This window comes from Azospirillum picis (genome assembly GCF_017876115.1).
Taxonomy (GTDB): domain Bacteria; phylum Pseudomonadota; class Alphaproteobacteria; order Azospirillales; family Azospirillaceae; genus Azospirillum; species Azospirillum picis.
Window position 1 is genome coordinate 38,429 of sequence record NZ_JAGINO010000019.1, and the last position, 16,131, is coordinate 54,559.

General features: G+C 70.0%; 14 protein-coding genes. 5 read left to right on the forward strand and 9 right to left on the reverse strand.

Features of this window, described 5'->3' with window-relative positions; all coding sequences use genetic code 11:
* Both J2850_RS22360 and J2850_RS22365 read left to right on the forward strand, forming a co-directional pair.
* Complete coding sequence (locus J2850_RS22360; RefSeq protein ID WP_209986545.1) at positions 1–1,473, forward strand: mannitol dehydrogenase family protein; 1,473 nt, start codon at positions 1–3, stop codon at positions 1,471–1,473.
* 237 nt (positions 1,474–1,710) lie between these two features.
* On the forward strand, positions 1,711–2,718 hold the full coding sequence (locus J2850_RS22365) for a PfkB family carbohydrate kinase (RefSeq protein ID WP_209986548.1): 1,008 nt from the start codon (positions 1,711–1,713) through the stop codon (positions 2,716–2,718).
* 12 nt (positions 2,719–2,730) lie between these two features.
* On the opposite strand, the gene J2850_RS22370 is transcribed toward J2850_RS22365, so the two are convergent.
* From J2850_RS22370 to J2850_RS22395, 6 genes are all read right to left on the reverse strand, one after another.
* Positions 2,731–4,434 carry a methyl-accepting chemotaxis protein gene (locus tag J2850_RS22370; RefSeq protein WP_209986550.1) on the reverse strand — a complete coding sequence of 568 codons (1,704 nt, stop codon included), beginning with the start codon at positions 4,432–4,434 and terminating at the stop codon, positions 2,731–2,733.
* Between the two features lie 232 nt (positions 4,435–4,666).
* Positions 4,667–6,217, reverse strand: a complete 1,551-nt coding sequence (locus J2850_RS22375; protein ID WP_209986556.1) for an AMP-binding protein — start codon at positions 6,215–6,217, stop codon at positions 4,667–4,669.
* Positions 6,218–6,255: 38 nt separating this feature from the next.
* Positions 6,256–8,019 carry an ABC transporter permease subunit gene (locus tag J2850_RS22380; RefSeq protein WP_209986557.1) on the reverse strand — a complete coding sequence of 588 codons (1,764 nt, stop codon included), beginning with the start codon at positions 8,017–8,019 and terminating at the stop codon, positions 6,256–6,258.
* Complete coding sequence (locus J2850_RS22385) at positions 8,016–9,104, reverse strand: ABC transporter ATP-binding protein (RefSeq protein WP_209986562.1); 1,089 nt, start codon at positions 9,102–9,104, stop codon at positions 8,016–8,018. The genes J2850_RS22380 and J2850_RS22385 overlap by 4 nt, the downstream gene beginning before the upstream one ends.
* A 25-nt stretch (positions 9,105–9,129) precedes the next feature.
* Entirely contained in the window at positions 9,130–10,215 is a 1,086-nt protein-coding gene (locus tag J2850_RS22390) for an ABC transporter substrate-binding protein (RefSeq protein WP_209986565.1), read from the reverse strand.
* 133 nt (positions 10,216–10,348) lie between these two features.
* Complete coding sequence (locus J2850_RS22395) at positions 10,349–11,128, reverse strand: enoyl-CoA hydratase/isomerase family protein (protein WP_209986568.1); 780 nt, start codon at positions 11,126–11,128, stop codon at positions 10,349–10,351.
* A gap of 175 nt (positions 11,129–11,303) precedes the next feature.
* Between J2850_RS22395 and J2850_RS22400 the strand changes: the two genes are divergently transcribed.
* The 3 genes from J2850_RS22400 to J2850_RS22410 all read left to right on the forward strand — a co-directional run bounded on the left by J2850_RS22400 (position 11,304) and on the right by J2850_RS22410 (position 12,898).
* The gene (locus J2850_RS22400; protein WP_209986571.1) at positions 11,304–12,161 is read left to right on the forward strand and encodes an IclR family transcriptional regulator; all 858 of its coding nucleotides are present in this window, start codon (positions 11,304–11,306) and stop codon (positions 12,159–12,161) included.
* A gap of 228 nt (positions 12,162–12,389) precedes the next feature.
* Positions 12,390–12,644: a hypothetical protein gene (locus tag J2850_RS22405; RefSeq protein WP_209986574.1), complete on the forward strand. Its 255-nt coding sequence runs from the start codon at positions 12,390–12,392 to the stop codon at positions 12,642–12,644.
* Positions 12,632–12,898 (forward strand): hypothetical protein, encoded by a 267-nt coding sequence (locus tag J2850_RS22410; RefSeq protein WP_209986576.1) that lies wholly within the window; start codon positions 12,632–12,634, stop codon positions 12,896–12,898. Before J2850_RS22405 ends, J2850_RS22410 begins: the two co-directional genes overlap by 13 nt.
* A gap of 70 nt (positions 12,899–12,968) precedes the next feature.
* Here the strand turns inward: J2850_RS22410 and J2850_RS22415 are convergent, their stop codons facing one another.
* The 3 genes from J2850_RS22415 to J2850_RS22425 are packed head-to-tail and all read right to left on the reverse strand — an operon-like array spanning position 12,969 to position 16,127.
* Positions 12,969–13,850 carry a phosphonopyruvate hydrolase gene (locus J2850_RS22415; RefSeq protein ID WP_209986579.1) on the reverse strand — a complete coding sequence of 294 codons (882 nt, stop codon included), beginning with the start codon at positions 13,848–13,850 and terminating at the stop codon, positions 12,969–12,971.
* Between the two features lie 11 nt (positions 13,851–13,861).
* Positions 13,862–15,064, reverse strand: a complete 1,203-nt coding sequence (locus J2850_RS22420; RefSeq protein ID WP_209986581.1) for a pyridoxal phosphate-dependent aminotransferase — start codon at positions 15,062–15,064, stop codon at positions 13,862–13,864.
* Between the two features lie 55 nt (positions 15,065–15,119).
* The gene (locus J2850_RS22425; RefSeq protein WP_209986583.1) at positions 15,120–16,127 is read right to left on the reverse strand and encodes an extracellular solute-binding protein; all 1,008 of its coding nucleotides are present in this window, start codon (positions 16,125–16,127) and stop codon (positions 15,120–15,122) included.
* Positions 16,128–16,131 lie beyond the last annotated feature (4 nt).

Consider the following 16,131-nt stretch of genomic DNA (forward strand, 5'->3'; position numbering starts at 1 on the left):
ATGACCATCGCCCTTTCCGCCGCCACCCTTCCGGCCGTCGCCGCTCGGGCGTCGGTGCCGGCCTACGACCGCTCCGCGCTGACCGCCGGGATCCTGCATTTCGGCGTCGGCAACTTCCACCGCGCCCATCAGGCGGTCTATCTCGACAGCCTGTTCGCCCAGGGCCGCGACCGGGACTGGGCCATCCTCGGCGCCGGGGTGATGCCGTCGGACCAGCGCATGCGCGACGCCCTGGAAGGGCAGGACTGGCTGACCACCGTCGTCGAGCAGTCGGGTGCGCAGAGCCTCGCCCGCGTCACCGGCGCCATGGTCGGCATGCTGCCGGTCGGCGATGCCGCGGCCATCATCGACCGGCTCGCCGATCCGGCGATCCGCATCGTCTCGCTGACCGTGACCGAGGGCGGCTACTACATCGACGCCTCCGGCGCCTTCGACGCCGGCCACCCGACCATCCGCGCCGACATCGCCGCCCCCGGCCGGCCGGAGACCGTCTTCGGCCTGATCGTCGCCGGGCTGGCGCGCCGCCGCGCCGCCGGCACGGTCCCCTTCACGGTCATGTCCTGCGACAACATCCCCCACAACGGCGTCGTCACCCGCAACGCCGTGCTCGGCATCGCGCGGGGGATCGACGCCGGGCTGGCGGACTGGATCGCCGAGGCGGTTGCCTTCCCCAACGGCATGGTCGACCGCATCACGCCGGCCACCGGCGAGCAGGAGCGCGGGGCGCTGGCCCGCGACTTCGGCATCGCCGACGCCTGGCCGGTGTTCTGCGAGGACTTCACCCAATGGGTGCTGGAGGACCGCTTCTCCGCCGGCCGCCCGGCGCTGGAGGCGGTGGGGGTGCAGTTCGTCCCCGACGTCACCCCTTTCGAGACGATGAAGATCCGCATCCTGAACGGCGGCCATGCGGTGATCGCCTATCCGGCCGGGCTGCTCGGCATCACCTTCGCCCACGAGGCGATGGAGACGCCGCTGATCCGCGCCTTCCTGCGGAAGATCGAGCAGGACGAGATCATCCCCACCGTGCCGCCGGTGCCCGGCACCGACCTCGCCGCCTATTTCGGCATCATCGAGCGCCGTTTCGCCAACCCCAAGATCAAGGACACCATCCGCCGCCTCTGCCTCGACGGCTCCAACCGCCAGCCGAAATTCATCGTGCCGTCGATCGCCGACCGCCTGAAGGCCCGTGCCGGCATCGAGGGGCTGGCGCTGGAGTCGGCGCTGTGGTGCCGCTACTGTTACGGCGAGACCGAGACCGGCGAGGCGATCGAGCCCAACGACCCCAACTGGGAGCGCCTGACCGCGGCCGCCCGCCTTGCCCGCGGCGAGCCGACCGCCTGGCTCGACATGGAGGAGGTCTATGGCGAGGTCGGCAAGGCCGACGCCTTCCGCGAGCGCTTCGCCGCGGCTCTGCGCGCCCTGTGGGCGGACGGCACCCAGGCGGTCCTCGCCCGCTACGTCGGCGAGCCGTAACACCTCTGCCCCCACGTAACTTTGCCCCCTCCTAACCTCCCCCGCTTCGCGGGAGAGGGACTGCCGCCGCTTTGCCCGACACGCACTTGCCCCCTCTCCCGCGAAGCTCTCGCACAAAGCTCCGCTTTGTGCTGACGCGGCAGGCGGACCTTCGGTCCGCTGAGAGCGGGGGAGGGTTGGGGAGGGGGCAAAGGACACACCCCCGCGCGCCCAAACCACTTGCAAAGGACCCCAGCCATGACCGCTTTGCCGCAAGGTGACGGCAGTCCCGATGCCCCGCGCATGGACACGCCGCGCATCGATGCGCTGTGCATGGGCGAGGTGCTGATCGACTTCATGCCCGCCGGCCCCATGGCGCCCGGCACCCTCGGCGGCTTCACGCCGGCACCGGGCGGCGCACCGGCCAACGTCGCGGTCGGGCTGGCCCGGCTCGGGGTGCGCAGCGCCTTCCTCGGCCGGACGGCGGCCGACGGCTTCGGCCGCTTCCTGGCGCGCGCGCTGTCCGACGGCGGGGTCGACGTCCGCTGCCTGCGCCGGTCCGCCGGTGCGCGCACGCCGGTCGCCTTCGTCTCCCTCGACGAGGCGGGCGAGCGCGAGTTCCTGTTCTATGGCGAGCCGATGGCTGGCTTCTCAGCCGCCGACCTCGACCTGGAGGCGGTTGGGGCGGCGAGCCTCCTGCACTCCGGCTCGATCGGGCTGATCGACCCGGCGTCGCGCGAGGCCGGGCTGCTGGCGGTGGAGACGGCGCGCCGAAACGGACGGCTGGTCTCCTTCGACGCCAACCTGCGCCTGTCGCTGTGGCCGGACCGTGGCATGGCGGAGCGCATGATCCGCCGCGGCATCGCCGACGCCGCCATCGTCAAGCTCAGCGACGAGGAGCTGGACTTCCTCACCGGCACGACGGATCCGGCGGGGGCACGGACCCTGTGGCATGACGGGTTGCGGCTGCTGGTGGTGACGCACGGCCGCGACGGCTGCACCTTCCTGACCGGCGATGCCTGCGAACGGGTGCCGGGCCTGGCGGTGGCGACGGTCGACACCACCGGGGCCGGCGACGCCTTCGTCGCCGCCCTGCTGGCCGGCATCCTGGAGGATGTCGGCACCGCCTTCACCCCCGGGCGCCTGCGCGCCGCCTGCCGCTTCGCCAACGCCGCCGGCGCCCTCGCCACCACGGCGCCGGGGGCGATCCCGGCCTTGCCCGACCGCGCCGCCGTCGAGCGGCTGTTGGCCGGCGGGGAAAAATAGGGGAGGGCGTCCTTACGCCGCCCGCACCTCTGCGATGAAGGTCTGGATCTGGTCGCGCAGGCGGTCGGAGTCGCGCGACAGGCTGTCGGCGGCGCCCAGCACCTCGGATGCCGCCTGCCCCACCTCGCCGGCGGCGCTGCTGACGCCGGTGATGCTGCCGGTGACGAGCTGGGTTCCCTGCGCCGCCTGCTGGATGTTGCGGCCGATCTCGTGGGTGGCGGCGGTCTGCTGCTCCACCGCGGCGGCGATGGCGCCGGCGATGGTGTCGACCTCGGTGATGGTGCGGCCGATCGACTGGATGGCGCCGACGGTGCCGTCGGTGACGGTCTGGATCTCGGCGATCTGGCTGCCGATCTCCTCGGTGGCGCGGGCGGTCTGGGTGGCCAGCGCCTTCACCTCCTGCGCCACGACGGCGAAGCCCTTGCCGGCCTCGCCGGCACGGGCCGCCTCGATGGTGGCGTTCAGCGCCAGCAGGTTGGTCTGGCTGGCGATGTCCTGGATCAGGCTGACCACGTCGCCGATCCGCTGCGCCGCCTGGACCAGGCGGGTCACCAGCGCGTTGGTGCGGGCACCCTCCTCGACGGCGTTGCGGGCGATGGCGGCGGCGGCGTTCACCTGCCGGCCGATCTCGCCGATCGAGCTGCCGAGCTGCTCGGATGCCGCCGCCACGGTGGCGACGTTGGCCGAGGATTGCGCCGTGGTGGCGGCGACCGTCGAGGCCTGCTCGGTGGTGCGGCCGGCGACGGCGGTCATCGTCTCGGCGTTGCTGCGCAGGTGGCGGGCGGCGCTCGCCACCGCCTGCACCACGTCCTGCACGTCGGCGTCGAAGCGGTCGGCGAGCGCCCGCATGCCGGCCTTGCGCTCCTCCTCCGCCTGCTGCTTCTGCGCCTCGCGCTCCTCCTGCAGCTTGCGGATGGCCAGCCCGTTCTCCTTGAAGACCGCCAGCGCGCGGGCCAGCAGGCCGACCTCGTCCTGCCGCTCGGCGCCGCGCACCGAAACCGCCAGGTCGCCGCCGGCGATGGCGGTCATGTCGGCGATCAGCCGGTGCAGCGGCCGCACCACGAAGACGGCGATGATCGAGCCGAACAGGCCGATGGCGACCAGCAGGCCGGCGGCGGCGACGGTGGTCAGCCGGGTGGTCACGCTGTCCGACAGCTCCAGCGCCCGCGCCTCCGCCATCTTGGTTTCCTCCAGGCTGCGGTCGACCCGCTCGCCGAGGGCCGCGGTCAGCTTCTGGCGCACCGGGCGGCCGACGTCGATCGACACCCGCATGGCGCTGTCGGTGTCGTAGGAGCGCGCCAGTTCGACCGCCTTCTGCGACACCCGCTCATATTCCGCGACGATCGTCTTGATGTCGGCGACCGCCTCGCGGTCGGCCGCGTTGTCGTAGGCGGCGGCGAGCCGGTCGATGCCCTCCAGCGCCTTGGCGATGTCCTCCTTGTAGATCGCGACCGCGGCGTCGATCCGCTCGCGCGTGCCGGCGACCAGCGCGTTCGCTTCCGCGTCCATCGCCTCGCCCATCGCCGACTGGATGGCGAGCGCCGCCGCCAGCCGGCCGGCCACCACCTCGGTCACCCGGCCGGTGGAGGCGGTCAGCTCCACCAGGGCGGATCTGGCTGTCCACACCACGCTTCCCATGACGGCGAGCAGCAGCAGCGTCGGGATCAGCAGCTTGTGGACCAGTTTCCGGTCGGAAAACCAGCGATGCAGGGACATGGGGAAAGGCCTCTTCTGGCGGGGGCGGGGCAAGGGGACGGCGATCACCGGCCCGATCGGACGCGGCGTTGTGCGGGGCTTTCCCCTCCGGCTCGCGGCTGCCGGAACCCGGGGGCGGCAACCGCAAAATAATCTCTATGTGATTACTACAACTGGAGTATGATAATTGAAGGTTTGTGTCCGAACAATTGCTTTTTCGCGTCCGCCGTGCGCCGTGATCGTCCGTCCGTCGTCAGCCGCGCTGGCGGTCCCAGCAGCGGTCCACCTCCGGCGGCAGGCGGTGCTTCATGATGCGCTGGCTCGGGGTGCGCTCGAACTCCTCGACCAGCGCGATGTAGCGGGGGTTCTGGTAGGGGGCGAGCTGGCCGGCGAGCCAGCCGGACAGGGCGGGGATGTCGACGGCGGCGCCGGCCTTGGGCTTGACGAACAGCTTGATGTCCTGCTCGCCGACCTCGGCCCTGACGCCGATGACCGCGCAGTCCTCGACGTCGGGGTGGGTGGCGGCGATGTGCTCGATCTCCCAGGCGGAGACGTTCTCGCCCTTGCAGCGCATGCTGTCGGTCATCCGGCCGTGGAACAGCAGCGTGCCGTCCGGCAGCAGGGAGCCCAGGTCGCCGGTGTGCAGCGCGCCGTCGCGCAGGGCGCGGCCGGTCGCCTCCGGGTTGCGGAAATAGCCGGCGAACAGGGCGCCCGGCACATGGCTGCGCACCACGATCTCGCCGCGGGCGCCGGGGGGCACCGGCGCCCCCTGCTCGTCGAGCAGCGCCACGCTGAACCAGGGCATCGGCCGGCCGACGGCGCCGACCGTGCCCTCGTCGTTGCAGGTGGTGATGCTCGACGCTTCGGTCATGCCGTAGCATTCGCGGATGCGTACGCCGAAGCGCTCCTCGAACGGCGTCCAGGTCTCCTTGGGGCAGCCGCCGCCCCAGGCGATGCGCACCGGATGGTCGTGGTCGTGCGCCGAGGGCGGCTGCTTCAGCAGGATCTGCAGGATGCCGCCGAGATAGTGGATGTGGGTGGCGCCGTACTCGCGCACTTGGTCCCAGAAGCGGCTGGCGCTGAAGCGATCGACCATCGCCAGGGACACCGGCCGGATCAGCGGCAGCACGATCATCTGGGCGCCGCCGATGTGGTAGAGCGGCTCCCACACGAACATCACGTCGCCGTCCCCGGCGTCGGCCACGCGGGCCACCGCCTCGCCGGCCAGCCGCATCATGCGGTGCGTCACCAGCGCGCCCTTGGGCCGCCCGGTGGTGCCGGAGGTGTACATGATCGCGAAGTCGTCGTCCGGGCCGGGCAGCGCCCCTTCGAAGCGGGCGCCGGACTCCAGCATCGGTTCCAGCCGCAGGGCGCCGGCCTCTCTGCCGGCTTCTCCGTCCGCGGCGCCGTGCAGGACCAGCGGCCGGCCGGCCATGTCGGCGCCGCAGCCGGCGATGACCGGCACGAGGTCGGCCTCGGCCAGGATGGCGCGGGGATCGCAATGCTCAAGGATGTAGCGCAGCCCCTCGCCGCGCTGCTGGGCGTTGATCGGGACCCAAACCAGCCCGGCCTTGGCGAGGCCGAACAGGGTGGGCAGCACCGCCGGGCTGTTGCGCAGCATCAGCGCCACGCGGTCGCCGGGGCGCAGGCCCAGCCGGCTGAGCTCGGCCGCGACGGCGTCGGACCGGCGGTCGAGCGCGCCGACGCTGAGCGGGATGCCGTTGAAGCGGGCGAACAGGCGGTCGCCGTCGGTCCGTGCGGCCTGCGTCAGCAGGCCGGCGAACCCGGTATCGAAATCGGACATGATGCGGGATCCGGGGGAGAGGGAAGGGGCGGGGGCGCTCAGCGGCCGGAACGACGCAGCCGTTCGGCGATCACCAGGAGCGCCATGACGATGAGGAAGACGACGACCGACACGGCGGCGAGCGTCGGGTTCAGTTGCAGGATCATGTCGTCCCACATCTGCTTGGGCAGCGTGGTCTTGACGCCGCCGCTGACGAAGATCGCCACCGTCAGCTCGTCGAAGGAGGTGATGAAGGCGAACAGGAAGGCGGCGACCAGCCCGCCGCGGATCAGCGGCACCGTCACCCGCAGCAGCGTCTGCAGCCGGTTGGCACCCAGCGTCGCCGCCGCCTGGTCGAGGCGCCAGTCGTGGCCCTTGACCACGGCGGCGATGGCGACGAAGGCGAAGGGCAGGGCCAGCACGGTGTGGCCGATGACCAGGCCGAGGTCGGTGGCGACCAGCCCGATCTGGGCGAACAGATAGAACAGTCCGACGGCGATGACGATGCGCGGCACGATCATCGGCGCCAGGAACAGGGCGAAGATGGTGCCGCGCCAGCGCGAGGTGGAACGGGCGAGCGCCAGCGCCGCCAGCCCCGCCACCAGGGTCGCCAGGACGGCGGTTGCGAAGGCGACGCCGAAGGAGCGCAGCGTCGCCCCCAGCCACAGGTCCGACTGGAAATAGACCGCGAACCACTTCAGCCCGTAGCCCGGCGGCGGGAAGTCGAGGAAGGGCGAGCTGGTGAAGGCGATCGGCACCACGACCAGCGCCGGCGCCACCAGGAACACCATCACCAGCGCCGAATAGAGGCCGGGCAGCCGTTCACGGCCGCGCGGGCCCAGCACCGGGGCGGCGAGGCGGGCGGCGAGCGCGGTGGCGGCGGCCATCCCGGCCAGCAGCCGCAGGCCGAGCCGGCGCAGCCGCCCGCCGCCCGAGCCCCGCCGCGAACCCTCGCCCGACAGGGTCGAAAGGCCGAAGACGCGGTCGTAGACCCAGCAGGTGACCAGGGCGGCGGCCAGCATGAAGGTGGCGAGCGCGCCGGCGAAGGCCCAGTTCAGCATCTCCTGGATCTGGGTGATGATGAGCTGCGCCAGCATGGTCTGCTGCGGCCCGCCCAGCAGCGCCGGGACGATGAAGAAGCCCAGCGAGGAGATGAAGGTCAGCAGCCCCGCCGCGGCGACGCCGGGCAGCGAAAGCTGGAAATAGACCAACCAGAAGGCGTGGCCGGGGGCGGCCCCCAGCGTTTCCGCCGCCTGGACCAGCCGGCGGTCGATGCCGGTCATCACCGGCAGCATGGTCAGCACCGCCAGGGGCAGCATGGCGTGCACCATGCCGACCATCACGCCGAACTCGTTGTGCAGCATCTCCGGCGCCGGCAGGCCGCCCGCCGACAGCAGGCGGCTGATGACGCCGGTCCGCCCCAGGATGATCATCCAGGCGAAGGTCTTGACCAGGTAGCTGGTCCAGAACGGCACCATCACCGCCAGCACCATGGTGCCGCGGCGGCGCTCGGGAAGCTGCGCCAGCCAGTAGGCCAGCGGATAGCCCAGCAGCAGCGAGAACAGCGCCGTCAGCCCGGCGATGCGGAAGGTGCCGAGCAGGACGCGGAAATAGACGCCGGTGTCGGCGATGCGGGTGTAGTGCTCGGTGGTCCAGGTGCCGGCGTCGAGGTCCTGGACGCTCAGCCCCAGCAGCCGCAGCACCGGGTAGAGGAAGAAGACGGCGAGGAAGGCGAGGCCGGGAGCCGCCAGCCACAGCGGGCCGAAGCGCAGGCGCCGGCGTGCCGTCTCCGCGGCGTGGCCGTGCAGGATGGCGGCGCTCATGACACCAGCACCCCGGCCTCGCTGCGCCAGCGCACCGCCACCTCGTCGCCCAGCGGCGGCGGCGCCATGCCGCGGCGCAGCCGCACGGTGACGGTGGACTGGTCGCCGAGCGCCACCAGCACCCGCGTCTCCGACCCGGCATAGACGGTGTCGACCACCCGGCCCGATACCTCGTTGTCGCCGTCGCCGTCGAGGTCGAGCTGTTCCGGCCGGACGATCAGCGACGCCTCGCCCTGGCCGGCGCCGTCCGCCAGCGCCGCGGCGGACAGGCGGAAGCGGCCGCCGCCGGTCACCAGGATCGGCGCGCCGCCGTCGTCGCGCTGGATGCTGCCGCGGAAGATGTTCGACACGCCGATGAAGTCGGCGGCGAAGGCGGTCTTCGGCCGGGCGTAGATGTCGTGCGGCGTGCCGATCTGCTCGATGCGGGCATGGTTCATCAGGCAGATGCGGTCGGACATCGCGAGCGCCTCTTCCTGGTCGTGGGTGACGTAGATGATGGTGGCGCCGGTCTCGCGGTGCAGGCGCTTGATCTCGTACTGCATGCGCTCGCGCAGCTTCTTGTCGAGCGCCCCCAGCGGCTCGTCCATCAGGATGACCGAGGGCTGGTAGACGAAGCAGCGCGCCAGCGCCACGCGCTGCTGCTGGCCGCCCGACAGCTCCTTGGGGAAGCGGTCGCCGAGATGGCCGAGATGCACCATGTCGAGCGCGTCGCGCACCCGGCGGTCGAGGTCGGCTGCGGCCACCCCCCGCATGCGCAGGGGGAAGCCGATGTTCTCGGACACCGTCAGGTGGGGGAACAGCGCGTAGTGCTGGAACACCAGCCCGATGTCGCGCTTGTGGACGGGGGTGCGGGTCTCGTCGCGGCCGTCGATCAGGATGCGCCCGCCGCTCGGCTCCACCAGCCCGCAGATCATCTGCAGCAGCGTGGTCTTGCCCGAGCCCGACGGGCCGAGCAGCGTCAGGAACTCGCCCGCCGGCACCTCGAGACGGGTGGGTTGCAGGGCGACGACGCTGCCGTAGCTCTTGGTGAGGCCGTCGATCTGCAGCTTGCAGGCGGGAGGGGCCGTTCCGGGGAGGGGGGACATGCGGCGGGTCTCCTTGATGCGGTCGTCAGCCGAGGATCCAGGCGTTGAAGCGCTCGCTCATCTTCGAGCGGTTGGCGCCCCACCAGTCCTCCTTGGCGATGGTCATCTGCTTCAGGTTGGCCGGGAAGGTCGGCAGCGCCTGGGCGCGCTCCTTCGGGATGCTGTCGTAGGCCTTGAGGTTGGTCGGGCCGTAGGCCAGCACCTCGGTGAAGACCGCCTGACGCTGGGGATCGGCGCAGAACTTGATGAACTGGCGGGCGGCGTCGGCACGCGGGTTGCCCTTGGGGATGCCCCAGCCCTCGATCGAATAGAGGCCCTGGCCCCAGGAGATCTTCACCGGCGCGCCGCCATCGATCGCCGCCTGGGCGCGGGCGTTCCACAGCGCGATCATGTCGACCTCGCCGCTCTGGATAAGCTGCGTCGACTGGGCGCCGCCGGTCCACCACACCGCGATGTGCTGCCTGATGCGGTCCAGGCTCTTGTAGGCGCGGTCGACGTCCAGCGGGTAGAGCGCGTCGAGCGGCACACCGTCGGCCAGCAGCGCCTGCTCCAGCGTGTCGATCGGGTTCTTGCGCAGCGAGCGGCGGCCGGGGAACGTCTCGACGTTCCAGAAATCGGCCCAGCTCTGCGGCGCCTTGGACGCGAACTTGTCGCTGCGGTAGCCGAGGATGGTCGAATAGACGTCGGTGCCCATCCACTGGCCGGTCAGCGCCTCCGGCATCAGGCCGGGAGCGTCGGCCGCCGGCAGGTTCAGCGGCTCCAACAGGTTCTGCTTGGCCAGGATGTCGCGGGCCGACAGCGTCAGGGTGCAGACGTCCCAACTGTAGGACCCGGTCTCGACGATCGCCTTGAACTGGGCGGTCGGCTCCGCCTCGCGGGCGACGTTGACCACCTGGATGCCGGTCGCCTTCTCGAAGGGGTCGTAGAAGGCCTTGCGGAAGGCCGGGCTGTAGGGGCCGCCGGGGTCGGCGACGGTGATGCGTTCCGCGGCGGCGGCCGGCCGCATCATCGCCGCCGGCAGCGCGGCACCCAGGGCGGCGCCGGCCGCCCCCTTCAGCGCGGTGCCGAACAGGCTGCGGCGGCTCATGGTGAAATCGGTGGTCTTGGTCATAACCTTGTTCCCTGTTCGCTGACCGGGTCTTGTGGGCGCCCGGTTCGGGTGGTGAGAAAAATCCAAGGTGCGAAAGGATGGCCGGCGGACGGCCGGTTCCGGTGTCGGCGGGACGGGCCGCCCGCCTGCGGTGTCAGGCGCCGACGGCCTTGCGGGCGGCGCGCTTGGCGAGGAACTCCTCCATCATCCGGGCGGGTTCGCCGGAGGCGTAGGCTTCGCGCTGGATGCGCACGCCGGCGGCCAGGCAGTCGCGGAAGCCGGCCTCGGTCATCTCGCGGAAGCGCTGCTTGTCGAGCCGCATGGCGACCGGCGGCTTGGCGGCCAGTTCGCCTGCCAGGGCGAGCGCCTCGTCCATCACGCGCTCCTGCGGCACCAGCCGGTTGATCAGCCCGATGGCGTGGCATTCCCCGGCGTCCATCAGCCGGCCGGTCAGCGTCAGGTCCATGGTGCGGGCCAGCCCGATCATCTCCTTCATGATCCAGGGACCGGTGGTGCTGGCGATGCCGGAATTGATCTCGGGCTGGCCCATGCGCACGCCCGGATGGCCGACCCGGAGGTCGCCCAGCAGCGCCACCTGGAAGGCGGAGCCGGCGGCGATGCCGTTCAGCGCCACGACCAGCGGCTTCGACAGGCTGCGCATGCGGTCGTAGAGCCGCTCCCACTCCGCCACCCACTCCTCGGCGCGGTCGGCGTCGAAGCTCTTGGTTTCATTCAGATCCTGGCCGGCGCCGAAGGCGCGGTCGCCGGCGCCGGTGAGGATGATCGCACGGACCGCGTCGTCGGCCTCGAACCGGTCGAAGGCGGCGACCAGGGCGTCGCGCATCGGCTTGTTCCAGGCGTTCAGCACCTCCGGCCGGTTCAGCGTGATGACGCCGACCGCTCCGCGGATGTCGGTGAGGATGGTGTTGGTCAAGGGTCCGCTCCTGTCGCACGACACGGATCGGGTCCCGCCGGGCAGGCTGCCATGGCCGGAGCGCCGCGTCGGATTGAAGTGTATTGGATAGCAATATCTTGTATTGAATAGCTTGGCTTGCTTTGGGTAGCCTGTCAACGGTATCTCTCACCGCGCACTTCCGGGACCTATCGACATGGCACCGCGCCGCTCCAGCGCTCCAGCGTCCAACGCCGCCAACACAGCAGCCGAAGCCGCGGACGGCGCGGGAGCCGGCGGCCGGGCGGGCGACTCCCGCAGCGCCGATCCGTTGATGGTGATGTCGGTGGACAAGGCGTTCCGCGTGCTGCACGCCTTCGACCACACCCGTCCGACCATGAGCCTGACCCAGGTCGCCGCCGCCGTCGGCATGGACAAGAGCGCGGCGCAGCGCTTCACCTACACGCTGGAAAGGCTGGGCTACCTGTACAAGGACCCGGTGACCAAGCGGTTTGAGCTGACCATCCGCACGCTCGACCTCGCGCACCATTACCTGCGCAGCAACGCGCTGCTGGAACGGGCGATGCCCTACCTGATGCATCTCAGCAAGACGACGGAGGAGACGATCAACCTGACCGTCCTCGACCGGACGGAGATCGTCTTCGTGTCGCGCTTCATGAGCCGGCACGTCCTGAACACCGACGTCATCGTCGGCACGCGGATGCCGGCCTACTGCACGGCGCCCGGCATCGCCATCCTGTCGCGCCTGCCGGCGGCGGAGGCCGCCGGCCTGGTCGACCGCATGGATCTCCAGGCCTACACGCCGCACACCACCTGGCGGCGCGAGGATCTGCTGGCCAAGATCGCCGGTGCGGCGGTGCGCGGCTACGCCACCGCCTTCGAGGAATATTACCATGGCGACCTGTCGGTGGCGGCGGCGATCCGCGGGCCGGGCGGCGTTCCGCTGGGCGCCATCAACATCGCCGTCTCGCGCGCCCGCTTCACGCCCGAGGAGATGGAGGGGCGCTTCGCCCCCCTTGTGGTCGCCGCCGCCGGATCGGTCTCGCAGCGGTGACGGATGGCGGGATGCTCGCCGGCGATTGTGTGGTTGGTTGGGGAATCGTCGCCTGGATAATCGGGCGCGTCGCTTCTCGGACGCATGGTGCGTTTGGGAAGCCGTGTGCCTAAACCGTCTGGCGGAAGGAGAGCGCCGGATCAAGGTGGGCTTCCACCATCCGCTTCACAACCCGAAGGTAACGGCCGAGCCTATCGTCGCAGGCTGGGCCGAAGTGGCGGTGGCGGCTTGTGCGGGGCCGTCCTGCTCCACGCGATGATCGCCGTCTATGCCGAGACGCAGGACTGTCCGGGCCTGCTTGCCGGACAGCTTCGGACCCGGCCGGAGAAGCCGCCGGTCAGGCGTGACGCCAATGGCCGCAAGAAGAGGACCCACTCCAAGGCTGCGTTCGAGGATCGCGAAGCGCACCGCTGGATCGAGACGGCCGAGGCGGCTAAGCAGAGCCTTGGAGAGGGCCTCGGGAGGGGGCTATGGTCACCATGATCGCCGATCGCGAGGCCGCCCCGTATGCGCTGTGGACGTCGGTTCCCGAACCCGGCGTCCATGTGCTGGGCCGGGTCTACCATGACCGCCCCATGATCGCCGCCATGATCGGCGGCGGCTGCCTGTCCGCCTTGGCGCGGTTCAGCCGCCGCTTTGCGCGAGATACTCGTCATCGCCTGACCGACCGGGTCGGAAACCGGCTGCGCCGCGCCCACTCGCCCGTCCTGGCGCGAGAGTTGATGGGACTGACGTAGGGCCGCTGCCGCCGGGAAAGCGGCCCCCCGGAACCGTCGCAAGGACGAGGGGGCCTCCGTCCCGTCGCCGTCAGCGGAGAAAGGCCCGCTCGTGCGCCTTCACCCGGTCCATTCTCTGGAGACGGAAGATTTCCTCGACCGACACGATCTCTTCATTGACCTTCTGGATGCCGCCATCCCTGATGATGGCGGAGAAGGTCTTCTGCATGGCCGTCACCGACGCGCGGATGGCGTGGTTGCCGTAGATGACCATTCGGATCTTGCCGAGCGCGCGGATCCGTTCCGCGTTCATCTCAGGATAGGCGGTCGGCACGATGACGACCGGCGCCCTTCCATGCCAGGCGTTGACGAAGCTTTCGACCTCGTCAGGGGTCTTCTTCTTGGAATGGATCAGGATCATGTCGGCGCCCGCCTCCTCGTAGGCTGCAGCCCGTTTGAGCGCCTCCGGCTCGCCCAGGCCGGCGATGAGCGCCTCGTCGCGGGCGACGATGAGGAAGTCGGGATCCTTGCGGGTCTTGCAGGCGGCCTCGATCTTGCCCTGGAACTCCTCGATCCGCAGCAACTCCTGGCGGCCGTCGGCAACGAGGCTGGTGACCTTGGGGAAGGATTTGTCCTCGATGACGACCGCTGCGGCGCCCGCCGCTTCGTATTGCTCGACCGCGTAGATCACGTTGACGGCGTTGCCGAACCCTGTGTCGATGTCGGCGACGATCGGCAGGTCCATCTGTTCCGACATGGCGCGCATCATGTCGAGGTGCTGGGTCATGGAAACCAGACTCACGTCCGGAAGACCGTAGAGCGCGGACAGTTCGAACCCGCTCGCCCAGACGCCGTCGAACCCGGCCTCCTCGGCAAGCCGCGCCGACAGCGGCGCGTGTGAGGCCATGATGTGGACGAGGCCCTTGTCGGCCATCGCGTCGCGCAGGATGCGGCTCTTGCTCTTGGTGGTCATGTCATTATCCTTCAACGCAGATCCGCGCAGGCTTTGATGATCTTGTCGCAGGCACGCTCGAGCTCCTCGAAGGAGGAGGCGTAGGAGATCCGGATGTAGGGCGAAGCCATGAAGCCGGAGCCGGGCACCACCGCGACCCCGGCGGCGTCGAGCAGATGCATGGCGAAGTCGGTGTCCGACGTGATGGTGTCGCCAGAGGGCGTGCGCTTGCCGATCACGCCGGCGCAGTTCGGGTAGACGTAGAACGCACCCTCCGGCGTCCGGCACCGCAAACCGGGGGCCTCGTTCAGCCGCGCCACGACAAGGTCCCGGCGCCGTTGGAATTCGGCGACGAAGCCGGCTATGTAGGATTGGTCGCCGGCGATCGCCTCGATCGCGGCATGCTGCGAGATCGAACTCGTGTGCGACGAGGTCTGCCCCTGGATCGTGTTCATCGCCTTGATGAGCTCGATGGGACCGGCGCCGTAACCAACCCGCCAACCGGTCATGCAGTTGGCCTTGGAAACGCCGTTGATGGTGAGCGTGCGGTCATGGAGGTCGGGGGCGATCTCGGCCATGGTCGCGAAGCGGGCCGGCGGGTAGACGAGCTTCTCGTAGATGTCGTCGGCCAGCACCCAGACGTGAGGGTGTCTGCGCAGCACCTCGGCGAGGCGGGACAAATCCGCGGCGCTGTAGACCGCTCCGGTGGGGTTCAGCGGGGAGTTCAGCATCAGCCACTTCGTGCGCGGGCTGATGGCCGCCTCGAGGCTCTCAGGCCCGAGTTTGAAGTCCAGGACTTCCGAGCATTCCGCCATGACCGGCGTTCCGCCGGCGAGCCGCACCATGTCGGGATAGGACACCCAGCAGGGGCTGGGGATGACCACCTCGTCGCCTGGATTCAGGCTGGCGAACAGGCCGTTGAACACCACCTGCTTGGCACCGCATCCGACGGTGATCTGGTCGACGTCGTAATCGAGGCTGTTGTCGCGCTTCAGCTTGTCGCGGATCGCCTCCCTCAGCGGAGTGATGCCGGCGACCGCCGTGTAGCGCGTCTTTCCGGAGCGGATCGCCTGGATGCCGGCTTCAAGAACGTTATCCGGCGTATCGAAATCCGGCTCGCCCTGGCTCAACGTGATGATCTCCCGCCCTTGCGCCTTGAGCGCAGCGGCGCGGGCCGTCATCGCCTTCGTTTCCGAAGGACGAACGGCTTTGACGTGGTTGGCGACGATTCCCATGATTTTCCTTGATGAAAGAGTGGCGGCGCGAGCCCGCGCCGCTGTTTGGCGTTGGTCAGCGCCGGGCGTCGGCGACGATGGTGTTCCACACCTTCAGCACCTCCTCGCGATCCTGGGAGGCGGCGCTCTGGTCGACGTCGAGCAGGGCGATGTCGGCCATGTCCGGCAGCTTGACGATGGACGAGACCCTGATGTCCGCGCGGGACGGGCGCCGGTACGTCGTCTTGAGGACAGCCTCCTGCACCTCCTTCGAGAGGAAGGCGTCGTAGAGCCGGCGGGCGGCGTCCGGGTTCCTGGCGCCCTTGATGAGCACCACCCCCTCCGGCGACAGCACGGCGCCCTCTGCCGGGTAGATCAGCGAGATGCCTGGTTGCTCGGCGGCGACATACTCGTAGGCTGCGGCTTCGGAGGTGATGCCGAGGGCGTATTCTCCGTCGGAAACGCCTTTGTTCGTCTGCCCGGTCGTGCCGGTGATCACGAGGTTGGCGGCAAGCTTGCGCAACCCCTCGACGCCGAACCTCTGCAGGAGGGCGTAAACGGTGATGTAGGTGAAGCTGGAGTTGTTCGGGTCGGTCATGGCGACCTTCCCGTTCCATCGGGGGTCGAACAGGTCCGTCCAGGATTTCGGAAGGGAAGCCCCGCCGGCGCGGCTTTCGTTCGCCATGAACAGCATGACGTGAACGTTGGTCCCGGTCCAAAGACCGCCGGGACCGTGCAGGTTCTGGGGGATCGCGGCGACCTCGGGCGAGCGGTAGCTTTCGAAATGCCCGACATAGGCGCCGAGCGTGCCGAACCCGCCGCTCCAGAACACGTCGCCCGCGGGGCTCGTGGCCTCCGCTTCGATGCGCTTCATCAGCATGCCGGTGCCGCCGGTGACCTGCTCCACCCGCAGGTCGGGGATTCGCGTCCGGACGACGTCGAGGGCGCTCTGGACGACCTCGGTGTTGTTCGAGGTGTACAGGACGACCTTGCCCGCGCCCTGCTGCCCAAGGGAGGCCGACGCGAAGCCGGCGGTGCAAAGGCCGGCACCGGCGGCAAGGACAAAGCTGCGGCGATCAAGCATGTTT